Origin of the sequence: Flavobacterium paronense, assembly GCF_030409795.1 — a bacterium.
GTDB lineage: Bacteria > Bacteroidota > Bacteroidia > Flavobacteriales > Flavobacteriaceae > Flavobacterium > Flavobacterium paronense.
The window spans coordinates 725,670-743,923 of sequence record NZ_JAUFQN010000019.1 but is presented as its reverse complement, the minus strand read 5'-3'; the positions used below and the strand labels follow the sequence as shown (position 1 = coordinate 743,923).

The following is an 18,254-nucleotide window of genomic DNA, read 5'->3' as shown; positions in this document are numbered from 1 at the left end:
CTTTATTTTTTACACCTGACAGGTTTCAAAAACCTGTCAGGTGTAAAAGGATACCGTTGCAATCGGGGCTAGTTAAGCATCTATTTTAGCATACACCGCATTTTTCTCTATAAACTCTCTTCTTGGCGGAACCTCATCACCCATCAACATTGAGAATACTCTGTCGGCTTCAGCCAAACTATCAATCGTAACTCTACGTAAAGTTCTATACGTTGGATCCATCGTAGTTTCCCATAATTGTTCCGCATTCATCTCTCCAAGACCTTTATAACGTTGAATTGCTGCACTTCCACCCATCTTTTCATTGGCCAAATCGCGTTGGTCATCATTCCATGCGTATTCTTTTTTGTTTCCTTTTTTCACCAAATACAAAGGTGGAGCCGCAATATAAACGTGTCCGCCTTCAATCAGTTCTCTCATAAAACGGAAGAAGAATGTTAATATTAAGGTAGAAATATGACTACCATCAACATCGGCATCACACATAATAATTACTTTGTGGTAACGCAGTTTTTCTAAGTTTAATGCTTTGCTATCATCTTCAGTTCCGATAGTTATTCCTAAGGCAGTAAAAATATTTCGAATCTCTTCATTTTCAAAAACTTTGTGATGCATCGCTTTTTCTACGTTCAAAATCTTACCTCTTAGAGGCAAAATTGCTTGAAAGTTTCTATCACGACCTTGTTTTGCTGTTCCACCAGCCGAATCTCCCTCGACAAGATAAACTTCACATTTTGCAGGATCTTGTTCTGAACAGTCAGACAGTTTTCCAGGTAAACCACCACCGCCAAGAACGGTTTTACGTTGTACCATTTCACGTGCTTTTTTAGCAGCATGACGAGCTTGTGCAGCAAGAATTACCTTTTGTACAATGATTCGGGCGTCATTTGGGTTTTCCTCCAAATAGTTCTCTAACATTTCGGCAACCGCTTGAGAAACCGGAGAAACAACTTCTCTGTTTCCTAATTTGGTTTTGGTTTGTCCTTCGAACTGTGGCTCCTGCACTTTTACTGAAATAATAGCGGTCAATCCTTCACGGAAATCATCACCTGTAATTTCGAATTTCAATTTATCCAATAAACCCGAAGAGTCAGCATATTTTTTCAGTGTACGCGTTAATCCCATACGGAAACCTTGCAAATGCGTTCCACCTTCGTGCGTGTTGATATTGTTTACATAGGAAAAGATATTTTCAGAGTAGCTGGTATTATATACCAAAGCCACTTCAACAGGAACTTCTCCTTTTTCATGCTCCATGCTAATCACATGCGAAATAATAGATTCACGGCCTTTATCTAAAAAGCGAACGAATTCTTTTAATCCTTCTTTTGAATGGAAAACTTCTGAAGCAAATTCACCTTTATCATCTACATCTCTTCTATCGGTAAGTGTAATGGTAATTCCTTTATTCAAAAAAGACAATTCACGCATACGACCTGCAATAGTATCATATGAATACTCGATAGTTTGAGTAAATATGGTTCTGTCAGGATGAAAAGTAACCATAGTTCCACGTTTGGTAGTTTCACCAATCTGCTTCACAGGATACATTGCTTTTCCTCTTTCGTATTCTTGTTCGTAAACTTTCCCGTCTCTGTAAACTGTAGCTCTTAAATTATCTGACAAGGCATTTACACAAGAAACTCCAACACCGTGAAGTCCACCAGATACTTTATATGAATCTTTATCAAATTTTCCTCCCGCACCAATTTTGGTCATTACAACCTCAAGCGCAGAAACGCCTTCTTTTTTGTGCATGTCAACCGGAATACCACGTCCGTTATCTTCAACGGTAACCGAATTATCTTCATTTATGATAACACCAATAGTGTCACAATGTCCAGCTAATGCCTCATCTATAGAGTTATCCACTACTTCATAAACCAAGTGATGCAATCCTCTAACTCCAGTATCTCCAATGTACATGGAAGGACGCATTCTTACATGCTCCATTCCTTCTAATGCCTGAATACTATCGGCCGAATAACTGTTCTTTTTAATCTCGTCGCTCATATTATTTTATCGTAAAAATTCTATTTTTGTCTAACGAGCAAATATATAAAAACGTATAGGATTTCCTATTGAAAATTGGGTTTAAAACCTTTAAGTTATTAACATTTTTGGCATGATTTCAACAAAAAAACGCTCATCAAAAATGACGAGCGTTTTTTACAAACAACTAAACTTCAATCTTAACTCATGGCTTTAGCATGAGCTTAATTTTTAAGCAAAAATTTTTTACTTTTTATGATTTCACATAGGCGTCATCATGAACACTGGCAACCGCTCTTCCCGATGGATCATTCATGTTTTTAAACGCTTCATCCCACTCTAAAGCAATTTTGGTACTACAAGCAACACTTGCTTCCTGAGGAACGCTTAAAGCGGCTGCATCGCTTGGAAAATGCTCGGTAAAAATAGAACGATAATAATATTCTTCTTTTGATGTTGGCGTTTGTATTGGGAACTTAAATTTAGCATTGGCTAACTGTTCGTCAGAAACTGCCTCTGCCACCACTTCTTTCAAAGTGTCAATCCAACTATACCCAACGCCATCACTAAATTGTTCTTTTTGTCTCCATGCTACACTTGCAGGCAACATGTCTTCAAAAGCTTTTCTAAGCACCCATTTTTCCATTCGTTCGCCATTAATCATTTTGTCTTGCGGGTTGATTCGCATCGCAACATCCATAAATTCTTTATCTAAAAATGGCACACGACCTTCTATTCCCCATGCAGCTAAACTTTTGTTCGCTCGTAAACAATCGTACATGTGTAATTTGCTTAATTTACGAACCGTTTCTTCATGAAACTCTCTAGCATTTGGAGCTTTATGAAAGTATAAATAGCCCCCAAACAATTCGTCTGAACCTTCACCTGACAAGACCATTTTGATTCCCATTGATTTGATAACTCTTGCCATCAAATACATTGGAGTCGATGCTCTAATTGTTGTAACATCGTAAGTTTCTATGTTATAGATTACATCGCGAACAGCATCTAATCCTTCTTGAATGGTGAATTTTATTTCATGGTGAATAGTTCCCAAATGATCGGCTACTTTTTGGGCTGCCGCCAAATCGGGAGAACCTTCTAAACCAACAGCAAACGAGTGCAATTGTGGATACCAGGCATCTACAGTATCTCCGGATTCAATGCGTTTCTGCGCGTATTTTTTGGCTACAGCCGAAGTGATAGAAGAATCTAATCCACCCGAAAGTAATACTCCATAAGGCACATCGCTCATCAATTGACGGTGAACGGCTGCTTCTAGCGCTGTTTTTATTTCTTCTATACTAGTTGCATTATCTTTTACAGCATCAAATTCTGTCCATTCTCTTTTGTACCATTGTACAAATTCGCCGTCTTTACTTGACATGTAATGACCTGGAGGAAACAATTGAATTTTGGTACAATAGCCTTCTAAAGCTTTTAATTCTGAAGCTACGTAGAAGGTTCCATTTTCGTCCCAACCAATATACAACGGAATGATTCCCATATGATCACGGGCAATAAAATATTCGTCTTTCTCAACATCATAGATTGCAAATCCGAAAATACCATTCATCTCATCAATAAAATGAACCCCTTTTTCCTGGTATAAGGCTAAGATAACTTCACAATCACTTTCGGTTTGAAAAGTATATTTTCCTTCAAATTGTTTGCGTAATTCTCTATGGTTGTATATTTCGCCATTGGCTGCTAAAACCAATTTTTTATCCTGGCTAAATAAAGGCTGTTTCCCCGAAGCCGGATCAACAATTGCCAAACGTTCGTGAGCTAATATTGCTTTATCATCACTGTATATTCCACTCCAATCCGGACCACGGTGACGAATTATTTTCGACATTTCCAACACTTTTGGTCTTAAGACTTCTGCTTTTTGTTTTAAATCAAAAGCACATACAATTCCACACATATTCTTTTATTTTAATTTTGTGGGGCAAAGATGGAATAATAGTTATAAATGAAAAACATAATTAACTATTTAATTATAAATTATAACTAAAAAATACAATACTATTAACTTATGAAAGTTAAAAAATCAAAAAAGGTAGTTTTTAGTTAGAAAGTGTTATGAAACGTTTTGAATGATAAAAGGCTTACCATTCATATCAAATTCAAAACCTACTTCATTCCCCATCAATTTGCTTCCTAAAGGCGATTGTGGAGATAGCGCAAAAATGCTTTTGTCTTCAAGAATTAATTTCGGTAAAGCCGTGCTTATAAAAAGTTGCATTCCGTTTGCCATAACCAAACTTCCTAAAGCTACTTTTATGTGTGTTTGAGAAGCATCAATTTTGTCGAGAATCGCTTTTTGTTCGAGGATTTCTTTGAGTTTTTGATTGAGTTTTTCCTGCTCTAAATGCATCATCGAAAGTGCCGTTTCATGTTTATCTCCTGCTGAGCCTTTCGCATCGTTTTGTGCATCAACAGTCAAACCCGAAATCATGTCTTGGAAAACATCGATTCGGTCTTGGAGCATTTCTTTGTAGCGTTGGAGTATTTGTTGTTTCATAATGGATTGTTGGATTTTTAGATTATTGGATTTTTAGATTGGCCTTTTCTAACGATCTAAAAATCCAATGCTCTAACAATCTGAACTAGAAATCAAATTTATAACTCGCGCCGCCCAAAACCTGCAAACCCTGAACAGGATAATTAAACCATCTTTCGTAGTTCTGATTAGCCAAATTATTTCCTTTTAAGAAGAAAGTCATACGCTCGCTAAATTTATATCCAACATGCGCATTCAAATCAAAATAGCTTTTTAGCGTAATGTTTTGATCCTCTGGAAAAGGAAGCGTTACCGTAGACTGTCTGAAAACATCTTTTCTTTCCCCTACAAAGAACAAACTTGTTCCGGCATACCATTTTGGTGTAATGTTTACCTCAAGTGTTGTTGCCAGTTTTATAGCCGGTAAATTCCATGCTTCTTTTTCAGCATCGGCAGAATAACTACTAAATGTTCCGTTGATACCAAAAGATACGTTTTTAGAAAAATCAGCTTTTAATTCACCAAAGAAACTAAGCGTTTTTACTTTATCATAAACTACGTCAAAGGAATTGGCGTAAGTATAACCATCAGTATTAGCATTAAAGTTGTTATAGATATTGCTTTTAAATAATGCTTTGCCTTCTTCATTTTTATATGAACCACGTATGTTGTAGCTAACACTACTTGCCAATTTTCCTTTTAATCCAGCATAAATATCAAACTTTTGGTCAGTTGGTGCAACCCCAAGAAGCGTTGGCGAAACAAAGAAATTTTCCTGTACAAAATCATGATAGGAATTCTGCTGTAAGGTTCCTTCCAAACCAGCGTAGAAAATCATCAGATCGCCAACCACTTTGTACGAACCTGTTACTTGCGGATAAATAAAGAATTTACTTTCGCCAGCTTCCTGAGCCGCACTGTAGAAGAAACCAACTCCAACATTCACGGTCAAATCGTCTTTATGAATTTTGATGCTTGGCTGGAATCCAACATTAGTAAAACCATATTTTATCGATGCTGTTTTATCAAAATTCTGATCAAACGAACCACTGATATAATCTACCACAAAATCGGCTTTTATTTTTTGCTCAACAATATCAAATTCCAAAGATGGTTTGGCTACAAAACGATTTTCGGCCGAACCAAAAGCATCCCAAAATCGACTGAATTTTAATGTGCTTTCTTTTAAAATATTGTCCAAACCTAATCTTCCGCCAACATATAAAGTTTGATACGTTTGCTGTTCATCAATGGTTGCAATCGTTGCATCTGGTAAAAATCCTGGATAAATTCCGTACCAATTATACACTTGATTTTTATAGCCCAAATCCGCATTCCATGACATTGCTTTTGTTCTACTTCCATAGGTTAAATCCAAAGCGGTATTAAAGAATTTGTCATCCAAAACCACATCTTTTATTCCGCCTTGAGACGAACTATGACGTAACATTCCACCAAAATAATCGGTGTTGCTGATGTTTTCGGTAACAAAAAGTTCGGCGTTGATGGCACCATAATTTCCTGCAGCGAGCGTCATATAGTTGCTGAATATTTTTTCATCCGGACTTTTATCCACATTAGCTGCTTTTCCTTTGGCTGGAGCAAAAGTTGAGGCTACCGGAAACGAGAAAATATTGTATTGAATGTTCTCTTTTTTCGAAGTATCATCGTCTTCCAAAGTTGGGGTTTCTTTTACTTTGAATGCATCGGAAATTGTTGGTGTATATGGTTTGACCACGTTTACTACTTCGGTTCCAATGTTGTCGTCTTTCTTTTGTGCGGTTGTCTTTTGGAAACTTCCCAAAAATAAAACGGCTGCTATAGTATATTGAAATGTCTTTTTCATTTGATTTAATTTTGGATAGAAGAATTCGTTTTAGAAATTTCGCCTTTAATCATATTCAATTCGGTTTGTGCTTCGGCAACAACGTCATCGAATTCTTTGAAATTTTTGATAACGCTGTCTAAAATAGAAGTTGCGCTAAAATTATCTTTCAATTGGTAATAGTTTCTTGCCATAACAATCAACCCTTTGGCACCAAAATATTTATAACCCGAATAATCTCTGGCTAATTTTTGAACGGTTTTATTGGAATCTTCATACTTGCCATCTTTATTTTTGAAATACGCATCATAATACAAGGCTTCGGCAGCTAATTCTCCTTTGGCGATGGTTAGCAATTTCGCGTAAGCCACTCTCGCTTTTTGCTCATCATTTACTTTTATCGCAGCACGCGCAACAATAATCTGCGCATCACTTTTTATCTTATTGTCTGTTTTTGGGTTTGCTAATACTTTATCAGCATAAACAACTGCATTGGCATAATCTTTTTGGTCGTAATACGCACGCATCAAATTAGCTTGTGCGAAAGTTACGTTTTGCGGAAAATCAGCTTCAGTTTCTAATCGTTGCAACACTGGAACCGCTTTAGTATAATCGTCTTTTTTCAAATGAATTTCAGCCAAACGTGCTAACGATTGCTCGGTAAATTCGTTTCTAGGTTTGCTGATTACAAACTCATAATTCGGGACAGCATTGGCTTCTTTTCCGTCGGTGTAAAGTGCTTGTGCTAAATAGAAATTGGCTTTCAAAGCGTGAATTCCGTTTGGAAATTGAGAAACATAGCCACTTAAACTCGTGATAGCCTGCTTCGTATTGTTTTGTAAAAATTGTTTTTCAGCTGATTCATAAGTGTCGTTATCCAAATCGGCATCAGAAACTTCAACAAAGTCTAGTGTTTTTACCCAAGCCGCGTATTCATTTACTTTTCCGTTATCCATATAAACCAATCTCGCTGTCGAAACTGCTTCTAAAGCTTCCGGAGTTCTTGGATATTTAGCCGCAACTTCTTTGAATTTTGCTATTGCCTGATCGTCTTTTTGAGCATTATAATAAATTAATCCCTGACGCAAAATCGCTTTCGAAGCAAACGAACCATTTTTAAATTCACTCAACAATTGGTCGTAAGTTTTAATTGCCAAATCAGTTTTATTTTCTGTAACGTAAGTATTTCCTAATTCGAACAAAGCGTCATCGCGATATTGTGAAGTTTTGAATTTTGCCAGAAATGAATTGAAATCTTCTATTTTCTTATCGTTTTTACCCACAAATCCGTAGCTTAATGCTTTTTGGAAAGCCGCATAATCAGCATCAATACCTTTCATATCGATGGCTTTGTTATAGGCATCCATCGCTGGCCAATATTTAGAAGTTACGAATCTTGAATCGCCCAATCTTAAATAAGCATCATTCAAACGCACTTTGTCCTCTTTGCTTCCATCAACAAATTTTTGGAAATAATTCCCTGCTTGATCGTAATCTTTTAGTTTGAAATTGGCATAAGCAATGTTATAATTAATGTTCTTGTTTTCCGGTGTTGCTTTGGCTTCGGTAGAACCTTCAAACTGTTTAAAACTCTGCAAAGCATCGCTGAAATTATCCAAAACATATTCTGTTTCACCTTTCCAAAAAGTAGCACGAGCGGTTATTTTTTCATTTTTCTGATTGGCGATTGATTTTTTAAACATACTAAAAGCCTCTTGGTAACTTCCGTCGGTATATAATTCAATTCCTCTGTAAAACAATACTTTTTGGTAAGCCTCTTTATTTGCCTGAGAATTGTTTTTTTCCAATAATGTCAAGGCATCTTTGTAATTCTTAGACGTAATATAAGAGTTAATCAATAAGGTTTCGATTTCTGTTTTGCTTGTCGAATTTGGATATTTAGTCAAAAATGAAGACAAAACATCAGGCACAGATTGATAGGAATTTCCAATTTCGTAGCTTAATTTGGCATAATTCAAATTGGCATCTTCTTGAATTTTTTTATCAAAATCCATTTCCGATGCACTCTTGAAAGCATTTAAAGCTTGTTGCTTTTTATCGGTTTTGAAATAGCATTCACCTAAATGATAATAGGCATTTTGCGCTACCGAATCATTTCCGTCAATGATTTTATTGAATTGCGAAATCGCATTTTCATAATCTTTTTGCATGTAATACGTATAACCCAACTGGTAAAAATCGGTGTTACTCCATTTGCCTTTTTTGCCTTTGTATTCCTTTAGATAAGGCAACGCTTTGTCATATTGTTGTAGATTGAAGTAGCTTTCACCAATGATTTTATTCAATTCTGATTTTTCTGAAGCATTCGATTTGGGCATTGCAGCAATTCCGGCATCAATTGCTTTTTGAAAATCACCCGATTTGAAATTCATATCCGCTTTGAAGTAAGACAATTTATCAGAATATTTTTCTTCGCCTTCTACTTTTTGGAAATACTTATTTGCTTCTTGATAATTGTTCCCTTCATATTGCATGAACCCTAAATAATAATTGGCTTGTGTACCATATTCTTTAGAATTAACAACTTTATTAAAATAATCAGCTGCCGCTTTTTTATCGCCTGCAGTGAAATAGGCATAGCCTTTTTGAAAAGTAAATTTTTCTGTTTGTTCGTAAGTCAATGCATTTTCATCGACTTTGTCAAAATATTGCAATGCCTGTGGAAACTTTCCTTGTTCAAAATAATATTGCGCTACTTCAATATAGGCTTGGTTTTGTTTGGAACTCGTTGGGTAATCGGCAACAAATTTTTCCATCAATTCATCTGCATTATTTTGGTTAAGATGAATTGCACAAATACCAATATAATAAGCACATTCAGCCTGAACATCTTGAGCTGTGTTATCTTGTTTTACTTTTTCGAATAAGATTTGAGCCGATTGGTATTGTTTGTCTTTAAACAACAAAATCGCATTATCAAATTCCGATAAATTATTGGTATAAATAGCTGATTGTTGCGCCGAAATCATTGGAATTCCGACTAGAAAAAACAGAGAAAATAACATTAAAATCTTGCGCATAGTTTTTATTTTAATTTATCCAAAAATAGTATCCTATATCCTATAACGTAGAAACTATGCCTTTTATTATAAACATTCTTTTAAACAATTTGATTTAGGATTTAGGATTTGGCCCTTCGACTGCGCTCAGGGTGACAAAAAGTTATTTTAAAAATATATTTTGAATACAAACCTTATCTTATTACATTTACCCAATAAACAAATTACCCATGTCAGAAACTGTTTTATCTTTAAAAAATGTTACTATTTATCAAGAAAATAAAGTGATTTTATCACAAATAAATCTTGACGTTAAAAAAGGTGAATTCCTATACATCATTGGTAAAACCGGAACCGGAAAAAGTAGTTTTATGAAAACACTTTATGGCGATTTGCAGTTAACAACTGGCACCGGAAGTATTGTAGGCTATGATTTAGTCAATTTAAAAGAAGATGATATTCCGTTTTTGAGAAGAAAATTAGGTATTGTTTTTCAAGATTTTCAACTATTACCAGACCGAAGCGTTAATGAGAACATGCTGTTTGTTTTAAAAGCTACCGGCTGGACAGATAAAACAGAAATGCAAGTTAAGATTGATGACGTTTTGAGTAGTGTTGGCATGAAAGGTTTGACTAACAAAATGCCGCATCAACTTTCTGGAGGAGAACAACAAAGAGTGGCTATTGCCAGAGCTTTATTAAACGATCCCGAATTAATCTTAGCGGACGAACCAACAGGAAATCTTGACCCACAAACTAGTGTGGAAGTATTGAGTGTTTTGAAAAAAATCAATGATAATGGGAAAACCGTTATTATGGCAACACACGATTATGCTTTGCTGATGAAATTCCCATCCAAAACGTTGAAATGCGAAGACAACACTATCTTTGAGGTAGTTCAAAAAACGGTTTAAAATATTTTGTATCTGATAAGTATTTTGCCAAAAGAACTAACATAAAAGAGAAAGTCACTAGGTGAAATCTATCGCCTTGACCACAGGAAATTCCGGATAAAATAATAATATATAAGATAAAAAAACTAGCAAATATTAATGCACTTGGCTTCTTGTATGTTTTGAGAAAATAATACAAAGCCAAAATAAAAGCTAGCAATGTAAAAATACGATTCTGCCATTTGCTGACATCAAAAAGCAACTTTCTCCAAAATTCAAAATGGCTTCTTTTCTTCCAGTTTTTGCATTCTTCAATACAACTATTGCCGCTTTTTGTATTTTCAATTATATCTAAAAAGTAGGCTTTTGTCAAATTTAAAGTGTTAAACTGCAGTTGATTTTTAAAATCTTCACCGGCAATTTTTTTCTGATTAATGGCATCGTAACTGAATAAATAATCTGCTCGTGGATTATCTTTTTGACTGTATTCTTTTCCGTATTTTATACACATTGCTTTGCTTCCAACATAGGCATAATACGTAACCGAATCGATGTAAGTTATAGTGAAATTTCCAAACTGGTATTTCATTCCCACGCACTGGATTCCAATCATCAAAAGACTTCCGTACAAAAAGATAATACTTTTTGATTTGTAATTTCTTAAAATTTCTTTGATAAAATAAAGTGTTACGACAATCGCTAAAAACTTTGAACCAGGCTTTATCAACATACTTGACAAAAGCAAAGACAACGATAAAGACAAATACCAAAACTCTTTGGTTTTATAGTATTTCAGCATTAAATAAAAAGCTAATATGATAAAGAATTGAAATATAGTCTCTGTTAGCAAATGAAAAACATGAACCGTATTTCCAACAATAAAAATGGCAAAAAGAGTGAAAACAAAAGCTGTTTTTGGTTTACTAAATTCTTTTAAAATTTCAAATAAAAGTAAAAATGAAGCAAACCAACAGCTCAGATTAACATAAAAACTAAACGCAAAAATACTCTCATCAGAACCTCCAAAAAGATAAGGAATTCCAGTAATAGCTGCCATTAAAATGGGTCGGTAAATATGACCTGTAAAGAAAACATACAAATTTTTAGCCGATTCTTGGTAGTTATAAGAATCCGAATGCATGACGCCTTGACTACTCATTTGTGTTAGGAAATCAAATACTGAAATCCAAATTATTCCGATTACTAATATAAGAATATGGTATTTATATTTGCCAAAAAAAGATTTCATTACTTGCTGTCTTTTTTATAAACATGTGGATTTTCTTTGATGCCTTTTTTGAAGATTTTTTGCAAGCTCATCCGCAGAAAAGTGTCTAATTGCAAAACCATATCTGCGAATTTATTTTCCGGCCGACCACGAAAAGAAGTGACGTGAAATTTATCTGATTCCTTCAAAGGCGAATCGGCAAAATAATAATTTGAAACACAACGACGATAACCATCAAAAACAATGGGTGAAACTGAATGCAAGGAGTCATTATGTGTTTCCATTACAGCCAATCTGTTAAATTTACTATGAATGGTAATTTGCTTATTCTTCAAACCATCTGGCCAAAGTTCTAGATTTCCGCCATTTTCTTCTTTCCAATCTGGAGTGACATAATACAACAAATTCAATACACGCCATAAGTTGCGGTCTTTGTCATGCGAATTGTCTAAATGCGGATTTAGAAACTGATTTTTTCCCATCATTGAAATTCCGCCTGCATAAAGGTTTTCATCCGGAATTGGATTTTTAACACCACATATTTCACTGATAACCTTTACTACTCTTTCGTCCTGAAAAGCATAAATAATTTCCTCTAACAAGGTAGGATAGAGATTCATTTGAGCTGCAACATACTTGTCTTCCCGCAGACTTTTTTTCAAAACCATTTGTTCGGCTTTTGGAAAAACAGCCCGTATTTGTAACGCAATATCATTTGGGAGCAAGTCATCCAGAAAGAAATGACCAATATTCGAATCTGAATTTTGGAATTCATTCTTTAGCTTTTCCTTTTCGGAAACAAGTCGGTTAAAAATCAGCGTTGCTAATTCTATTCGGTTCATAAGGTCAGAATTGTGAAAAAAACATTTTCTTTGTAAATATATTATTTAATTCTGTTTTTCTAAATGATTTCAATTCTAATTCCGACCTACAATTACAACACTTTGCCTTTGGTTGAAGAATTGCATCGTCAGGCAGTTTCGGAAAATATTGAATTTGAAATTATTGTGGCAGATGACGCTTCGCCCATTAACGAAATTACTGAAATCAATTCCAAAATAAATCAGCTTTCCAATTGCCTATTTGAGCGTAATACCGTTAATCTCGGTCGTGGCCAAAACAGAAATTCTTTAGTTCAAAAAGCTAAATATGATTGGATTTTATTAATGGATTGTGATACTTTTCCAAAAGAAAAAAACTTTATCAAAACTTATATTGATAGCTTAAAAAAGGGAAAAGAAAAAGCCGTTTTTGGTGGCATTATTTATTATAACGAAAGACCAAAAGATGATGAAATGCTCCGATGGGTTTTTGGCAAAAGCAGAGAAGAGATTCCTTTAACTAAAAGACTTTCCAATCCTTATCATTATGCTTTAATTTCAAATATTTTGCTTCAAAAAGAGGTCTTGCTTTCACATCCTTTTGACAGCGAAATTTTTAACTATGGCTATGAAGACATTGTTTTTATATTGGGTTTAAAAAGAGAACAAATTTCCATTGGTCATATTGACAATCCGGCTTATCATTTGAATTTGGAGAAATCAGCAATTTTCCTGGAGAAATTCCACAGCTCGTTGCAGAATTTAAAAACGGTCATTAATAGAAAAATTATTGATCCGAATGATACTGCTTTGACCAAAATATTCATCAAATTAAAACAACTGCATTTGGTTAAAATTGCTGCTTTTGGCTTCAGAATTTTTAGAAATAGTTATACCAAAAATTTACTCTCAAAAAATCCGTCGCTTTTTATATTTGATGTGTATCGATTGGGTTATTTTTGTCAAATAAATTCACGCTGATGCCCTATTTTTCCATAGTCATACCTGTTTATAACAAAGAAAAGTTTGTTGCCAAAACAATAGAAAGTGCTTTGAGCCAGACATTTACTGACTATGAAATAATAATTGTCAATGATGGCTCAACTGACCAAAGCGAAGCCAAAATTTCAACATTTAAAGACAACCGAATTCAATATTATTCCAAAAAAAATGAAGGTGTTGCCATTACCAGAAACTTCGGAATTGAAAAAGCAACTGCCGATTATATTTGCTTTCTTGATGCTGATGATTTTTGGCATCCTAATTTTTTAGAAACGATGCATCGCTTTACGTCAGAGCTTCCGGAGCAAAAAGTCTTTGCTGCTGCAATAGAAATTGAAACCAAAAACAAATGCATTCCGGCACTTTATTCTATTTCTTCAAAATCTAAATTTGAAATTGTGAATTTCTTTGATGCCAGCCAAAAAGAATGTGTACTGTGGACATCTAGTGCTTGTATTCACCGAAATGTATTTGAAAATATTGGCGCCTTTGACACCAAAATAAAGCATGGTGAAGACACTGAGTTGTGGATTAGAATCGGGTTGCAATTCCCAATAGTATTTATACGTAAAATATTGGCTTGCTATGTTTATGATGAAAAAAGTGTTTCTCGAAATTCAAATTATTTTTTTGAATCGTATACTTTTGAAAAATATGCTTTGGAAGAAAAGCAGAATCTAAAACTAAAAAAATACATGGATTTAAATCGGTTTTCGGCAGTAATCAAATGCAATCTAAATGGCGATTGGAAAACTTCACAAGAAATTTATGCAGAAATAGATTTGAAAAACTTAAGATGGAAAAAGAGACTATTACTTCAATTGCCATCGATTATGTTAAAACCGCTAATCAGTTTGCAACGGCTTATAGGAAATTCTGTTTTTAGATAATTTGAAATACGATTTTATAAATCTAATAATTGTTTCCACTGATGTGTAATGGTTGTCAAAGACAAATGTTCTACGCTTTTTTGCGCATTATTTTTACAAGTTTGGTATAATTTATCATCATCAATCATGCTTTTTATCGCTTGCGCCAAAGCATTATCGTTATGATTTTCAACTAATAATCCATTAAAATTATTTTGAATGATTTCTTTTGGACCGGTTTCACAATCAACAGAAATAACTGGAGTTCCGGCTGCTAATGATTCGATTATCGACATCGGAAATCCTTCAAAATAACTGGTTAAAATGGTACATTTTGCATGCTGAATATAAGGCGTAATATTTTTTTGAAAAGCTAAAATCTGAACCTGATTTTCCAATTGCAATGTTGCGATTTTAGCTAAAATTGAATTCTTACTTGAACCGTCTCCTATAATGAGCAATTTAGTTCCATTTTCATAAACCTTTGATTTGGAAAATGCATTTAAAAGCAAACTGAAATTTTTAATTTTTTCTTCCAATCTGCCAAAGAATAAGATATATTTTTCTGGAATGGCTGCCGGTTTTTCTGCAATTTTTTCCGGTAAAACAATTGGATTGTATATGGTTTTTGTATTGGTGAACTGATATTTACTTTTAAGTTTTTCTTCAATTTCATTAGACACACAAACTAATTTAGTCGCTTTTCCAAAAATATATTTTGCCCAAAAAACAGAACTCGTCAAATACATTTCCAGATTAGAACTGTGAAAGAAATAATATATTTTTCGATTTCCATAAATCCATTTTGTGAATAATTCTCTTGCGATTGTTGGTCTGGAACGATTGTCGACGATCAATTGAATATCATTTTCAGCAAGATATTTGGCAATGTATTTTCCTTTTTTTACAGCTCTAAAAATACCTTTCTCGTCAGGAAATAATTTACCTAAGTTGACCAACTTTCCTTTGAAATCATAAGCAACATGATCTAAAATAATGATATGATGCACCTCGTAACCCAAGTCGTCCAACATAAAACTCAGCAATCCAGCAAAACGCTCAGCACCGCCAACACCAAGTGAAGCGGAAACTATAGCAATTTTGTTGTTGTTTTTCATTTCTTACTTATATTGCAGTTCTATTTGCCAAAGATAACAAGATAATGAAGATTTTACTCATTGGAGAATACAGCAGATTGCATAATTCCTTAAAAGAAGGTTTGCAAAAGCTCGGACATGATGTTACCATTTTGGGATTTAAAGATGGTTTCAAAAATTATCCGGTAGATTTTCCTTTGGAGAAAAAATGGGATTCTGGCTTTCTAAAAAAAATTAAACTGGCACTTCTAGTCTTTACTGGCTTCGATATTACTTCCAATTTAACGTACCGTCAATTCTGGAAAAACAAAAACCATTTCAACCATTTTGATATCGTTCAATTGATCAATGAGAATAGCTTTTTTTGTGATTACACCCATGAGAAAAAGATTTTGGATTTCCTTTTCAAACACAACAAAAAAGTGTTTTTGCTATCGGCTGGCGATGATTATCCCTATGTAAAATACAACTTTGAGCATCCGGAAAACCCATCTATTATACAACCTTATTTAGCTGGAAAAATAGCTGATAAAGACTTTTCCAATGTTTTAAAATTCAGAACCAAACCTTTTGAAAAACTGCATCACTATATTTATGAAAATATCCAAGGCGTGATTGCAACCGATTTGGATTATCACATAACAATGCAAAATCATTTGAAGTATTTGGGTTTAATCCCAAGTCCAATGAACCTTGATAAATTTCCTAAAAGCGAATTAGAAATAATAGATAAAATTGTGATTTTCCACGGCATTAATCGGGAAAGTTATTTCAAAAAAGGGAATGACTATTTTAAAAAAGCATTAGAAATTATCAAACAAAAGTATGGTGCAAAAGTTGAGATTTTAACTTCTGAAAATTTGCCTTATGACAAATTCATAAATCTATACGACAGAGCGCATATTTTACTCGATCAATTGTATGGTCATGACCAAGGAAGCAATGGATTAGAAGGTATGGCTAAAGGGAAAGTAGTTTTTACCAATGCCAGCAAACTTTTTGAAAAACATTATAATCTGTCTGAAAAAGTAGCTATAAATGGATTGCCCGATGTGGATTATCTGGTAAACGAATTATCTCTTTTAATTGATAATCCAGCTGAAATAATAGCGATTGGAAAACGTGCCCGAGCTTTCATAGAAAAAGAACACGATTACATCAAAATTGCAGAAAAATTTGTTGCTATTTGGCAGAAAACTAACGCTTAAAAAAAAGCTTTCTGAACATGAATAAAACCAACACCAAACAAACTAGATTGGCATAAAAATAAGCTTGTAAAACGCCTTCAACCGAAAACTTTTTCATCAAATAAACAGAGAGTAAAAAATACGATAAATTAAAAGCTATTTCGCCAATAAAATAACGCTTCATCATTGTTTTTACCACAATTTGGAAACCAAAAGCCAACGTAATTATCTTGATAAAATCGCCTGCCAATTGCCAAATCAACAATTCATTTATACTTGAAAATTCTTGTGTAAAAGCAACTTTTAGGATTATACTTTTTGCAAAATAAATTACGATTAGCATCAATAAAAATAAAGGGACAAAGATTTTAAAATAAGATTTCAATTCTGTTTTGAACTCACTTTCCGTATGAATTGACGCCAGCTTTGGCATATAATACAATGATAATCCTGAACTGAAAAACATCATGTAAAAGCTAGACAATCTATTGACTGCATCCCAAATTCCGGCATCGTGAATAGAATAATTTTGAACGATTTGATTTCGGATAAACAACAACGTCAAAGGCACAATTACAGCGCTCAATAATGCCATAACAGAAAATTTCTTGATGACATTGATGTACTTTTTACTCATGATTTTATGCAAATCAAATTTGAAATAATCGCTGTCATTTCTAACAAAGAAAAAGGTAACGACAATCATTAAAAACTCACCAATGGCAATAGAAAAAAGTCCGCCTGAAATATTGTGCTTCCATATCAAAAGAGCAGTTAATCCAAAAACTAAAACATTAGAGATTATTTGAATGATGACAATGCTTTTATACCTTTCTAAACCATTATAAATGGCCAGCCAAAACGTATTGATAACCATAAATGGTAACAATAATCCAAAAAAGCGAATTGAAATGGCATAATTAGTTGTGTAAAATAAAAAGCTAGAAATTGGCGAAGCAAATATCAAAATAAGCAATGCTAATGTGGTAGAAATGAATAAAAATATCCAAAAAAAGGTGGAATAAATAACCGAAAGCTCGCGTTTGTCTTCTTTGTTTTCTACAAACAATTTTACAATAGAATTGCTGATGCCAAGCGTTGCAACCGATTTTATCATCAATGCAAAATTTCTAAAGCTTCCCATCAAAGCCATACCAGATGTTCCTAGAAAAACGGAAATAATTTTAGAAGAAAAAATGCCCAAAACAAAACTCACCGCTACTGAAATAGAATTCAGCGACAAAACTTTTAAAAGTGTATTTTGTTTAAGGAATTTCAAATTAAAGATTTCTGATTACGCGTGCCGGATTTCCTGCTGCAAAAACATTAGGCGGTATATCTTTAGTAACTACAGAACAAGCCCCAATTACTGAATTTTCACCAATGGTTACGCCTTTAAAAACAACGGAATTATAATAAACAACAACATTTTTTTTAATGGTAATCGGAGCAGATTTTGCAATTCCGGTCATTCGTTTTTCTGGATCTAAATCATGTCCGTCTGTATCAACCAGGAAACAATTTATACCAATCATAACGTTGTCTTCTAAAATGATTTTAGAAACCGCTTGAATGGATGCACCATTTGCCATCACTACATTATCACCAATAACTACTTCGCTATCTTCTTCTAGAGAGAGAATATAATTATAAGTCGAATAAGTAAAATGAGCAGCACTAACTCCGTTTTGAAAATTTTTACCAAACTGAATTTTACCTCTTCCATTTAATAAAAGTGGCAAGTATAAGTTAGGTTTTCCCGATACGCGTTTGCAATCAGAGAGGAATTTATATTTCCAAATTCGCAACGTAAC

Annotated in this window: 14 protein-coding genes; 4 read left to right on the top strand and 10 right to left on the bottom strand. The window is 34.0% G+C overall.

What is annotated here, in order from left to right:
• Nucleotides 1–72 precede the first annotated feature (72 nt).
• The 5 genes from gyrB to QWY90_RS04745 form a co-directional block, all read right to left on the bottom strand.
• On the bottom strand, nt 73–2,013 hold the full coding sequence (gene gyrB / locus QWY90_RS04765; protein WP_290284720.1) for a DNA topoisomerase (ATP-hydrolyzing) subunit B: 1,941 nt from the start codon (nt 2,011–2,013) through the stop codon (nt 73–75).
• 232 nt (nt 2,014–2,245) lie between these two features.
• Nucleotides 2,246–3,919 (bottom strand): asparagine synthase B, encoded by a 1,674-nt coding sequence (gene asnB, locus QWY90_RS04760; RefSeq protein WP_290284719.1) that lies wholly within the window; start codon nt 3,917–3,919, stop codon nt 2,246–2,248.
• 156 nt (nt 3,920–4,075) lie between these two features.
• Nucleotides 4,076–4,519 carry a hypothetical protein gene (locus QWY90_RS04755; protein WP_290284718.1) on the bottom strand — a complete coding sequence of 148 codons (444 nt, stop codon included), beginning with the start codon at nt 4,517–4,519 and terminating at the stop codon, nt 4,076–4,078.
• Nucleotides 4,520–4,604: 85 nt separating this feature from the next.
• The gene (locus tag QWY90_RS04750) at nt 4,605–6,344 is read right to left on the bottom strand and encodes a TonB-dependent receptor (protein WP_290284717.1); all 1,740 of its coding nucleotides are present in this window, start codon (nt 6,342–6,344) and stop codon (nt 4,605–4,607) included.
• A gap of 5 nt (nt 6,345–6,349) precedes the next feature.
• Nucleotides 6,350–9,364 (bottom strand): tetratricopeptide repeat protein, encoded by a 3,015-nt coding sequence (locus QWY90_RS04745; RefSeq protein ID WP_290284716.1) that lies wholly within the window; start codon nt 9,362–9,364, stop codon nt 6,350–6,352.
• Between the two features lie 209 nt (nt 9,365–9,573).
• Here QWY90_RS04745 and QWY90_RS04740 point away from each other — a divergent pair, with 209 nt between their 5' ends.
• Entirely contained in the window at nt 9,574–10,257 is a 684-nt protein-coding gene (locus QWY90_RS04740) for a cell division ATP-binding protein FtsE (RefSeq protein ID WP_290284715.1), read from the top strand.
• Here QWY90_RS04740 and QWY90_RS04735 read toward each other — a convergent pair.
• Nucleotides 10,226–11,485, bottom strand: a complete 1,260-nt coding sequence (locus QWY90_RS04735; RefSeq protein ID WP_290284714.1) for a glycosyltransferase family protein — start codon at nt 11,483–11,485, stop codon at nt 10,226–10,228. The two genes, QWY90_RS04740 and QWY90_RS04735, sit on opposite strands and share 32 nt — an antisense overlap.
• Complete coding sequence (locus tag QWY90_RS04730; protein WP_290284713.1) at nt 11,485–12,306, bottom strand: 2OG-Fe(II) oxygenase; 822 nt, start codon at nt 12,304–12,306, stop codon at nt 11,485–11,487. The genes QWY90_RS04735 and QWY90_RS04730 overlap by 1 nt, the downstream gene beginning before the upstream one ends.
• Nucleotides 12,307–12,369: 63 nt before the next feature.
• Here QWY90_RS04730 and QWY90_RS04725 point away from each other — a divergent pair, with 63 nt between their 5' ends.
• Both QWY90_RS04725 and QWY90_RS04720 read left to right on the top strand, forming a co-directional pair.
• Nucleotides 12,370–13,266, top strand: coding sequence for a glycosyltransferase family 2 protein (locus QWY90_RS04725; RefSeq protein WP_290284712.1), 897 nt, complete (start codon nt 12,370–12,372; stop codon nt 13,264–13,266).
• Nucleotides 13,266–14,177 carry a glycosyltransferase family 2 protein gene (locus QWY90_RS04720; RefSeq protein WP_290284711.1) on the top strand — a complete coding sequence of 304 codons (912 nt, stop codon included), beginning with the start codon at nt 13,266–13,268 and terminating at the stop codon, nt 14,175–14,177. The genes QWY90_RS04725 and QWY90_RS04720 overlap by 1 nt, the downstream gene beginning before the upstream one ends.
• A gap of 14 nt (nt 14,178–14,191) precedes the next feature.
• Here QWY90_RS04720 and QWY90_RS04715 read toward each other — a convergent pair whose 3' ends face one another.
• Entirely contained in the window at nt 14,192–15,274 is a 1,083-nt protein-coding gene (locus QWY90_RS04715; protein ID WP_290284709.1) for a glycosyltransferase, read from the bottom strand.
• 44 nt (nt 15,275–15,318) lie between these two features.
• Here QWY90_RS04715 and QWY90_RS04710 point away from each other — a divergent pair, with 44 nt between their 5' ends.
• Entirely contained in the window at nt 15,319–16,461 is a 1,143-nt protein-coding gene (locus tag QWY90_RS04710) for a glycosyltransferase (RefSeq protein WP_290284708.1), read from the top strand.
• Here QWY90_RS04710 and QWY90_RS04705 read toward each other — a convergent pair.
• On the bottom strand, nt 16,451–17,719 hold the full coding sequence (locus QWY90_RS04705; protein ID WP_290284707.1) for an O-antigen translocase: 1,269 nt from the start codon (nt 17,717–17,719) through the stop codon (nt 16,451–16,453). The genes QWY90_RS04710 and QWY90_RS04705 overlap by 11 nt on opposite strands.
• Nucleotide 17,720: 1 nt before the next feature.
• Nucleotides 17,721–18,182 carry an acyltransferase gene (locus QWY90_RS04700; RefSeq protein WP_290284706.1) on the bottom strand — a complete coding sequence of 154 codons (462 nt, stop codon included), beginning with the start codon at nt 18,180–18,182 and terminating at the stop codon, nt 17,721–17,723.
• Nucleotides 18,183–18,254 lie beyond the last annotated feature (72 nt).

Excerpts from the sequence above, each read along its gene's own strand:
- gyrB (WP_290284720.1), bottom strand. The coding sequence starts at position 2,013 with ATGAGCGACGAGATTAAAAAGAACAGTTATTCGGCCGATAGTATTCAG.
- asnB (WP_290284719.1), bottom strand. The coding sequence starts at position 3,919 with ATGTGTGGAATTGTATGTGCTTTTGATTTAAAACAAAAAGCAGAAGTC.
- QWY90_RS04755 (WP_290284718.1), bottom strand. The coding sequence starts at position 4,519 with ATGAAACAACAAATACTCCAACGCTACAAAGAAATGCTCCAAGACCGA.
- QWY90_RS04750 (WP_290284717.1), bottom strand. The coding sequence starts at position 6,344 with ATGAAAAAGACATTTCAATATACTATAGCAGCCGTTTTATTTTTGGGA.
- QWY90_RS04745 (WP_290284716.1), bottom strand. The coding sequence starts at position 9,364 with ATGCGCAAGATTTTAATGTTATTTTCTCTGTTTTTTCTAGTCGGAATT.
- QWY90_RS04740 (WP_290284715.1), top strand. The coding sequence starts at position 9,574 with ATGTCAGAAACTGTTTTATCTTTAAAAAATGTTACTATTTATCAAGAA.
- QWY90_RS04735 (WP_290284714.1), bottom strand. The coding sequence starts at position 11,485 with ATGAAATCTTTTTTTGGCAAATATAAATACCATATTCTTATATTAGTA.
- QWY90_RS04730 (WP_290284713.1), bottom strand. The coding sequence starts at position 12,306 with ATGAACCGAATAGAATTAGCAACGCTGATTTTTAACCGACTTGTTTCC.
- QWY90_RS04725 (WP_290284712.1), top strand. The coding sequence starts at position 12,370 with ATGATTTCAATTCTAATTCCGACCTACAATTACAACACTTTGCCTTTG.
- QWY90_RS04720 (WP_290284711.1), top strand. The coding sequence starts at position 13,266 with ATGCCCTATTTTTCCATAGTCATACCTGTTTATAACAAAGAAAAGTTT.
- QWY90_RS04715 (WP_290284709.1), bottom strand. The coding sequence starts at position 15,274 with ATGAAAAACAACAACAAAATTGCTATAGTTTCCGCTTCACTTGGTGTT.
- QWY90_RS04710 (WP_290284708.1), top strand. The coding sequence starts at position 15,319 with ATGAAGATTTTACTCATTGGAGAATACAGCAGATTGCATAATTCCTTA.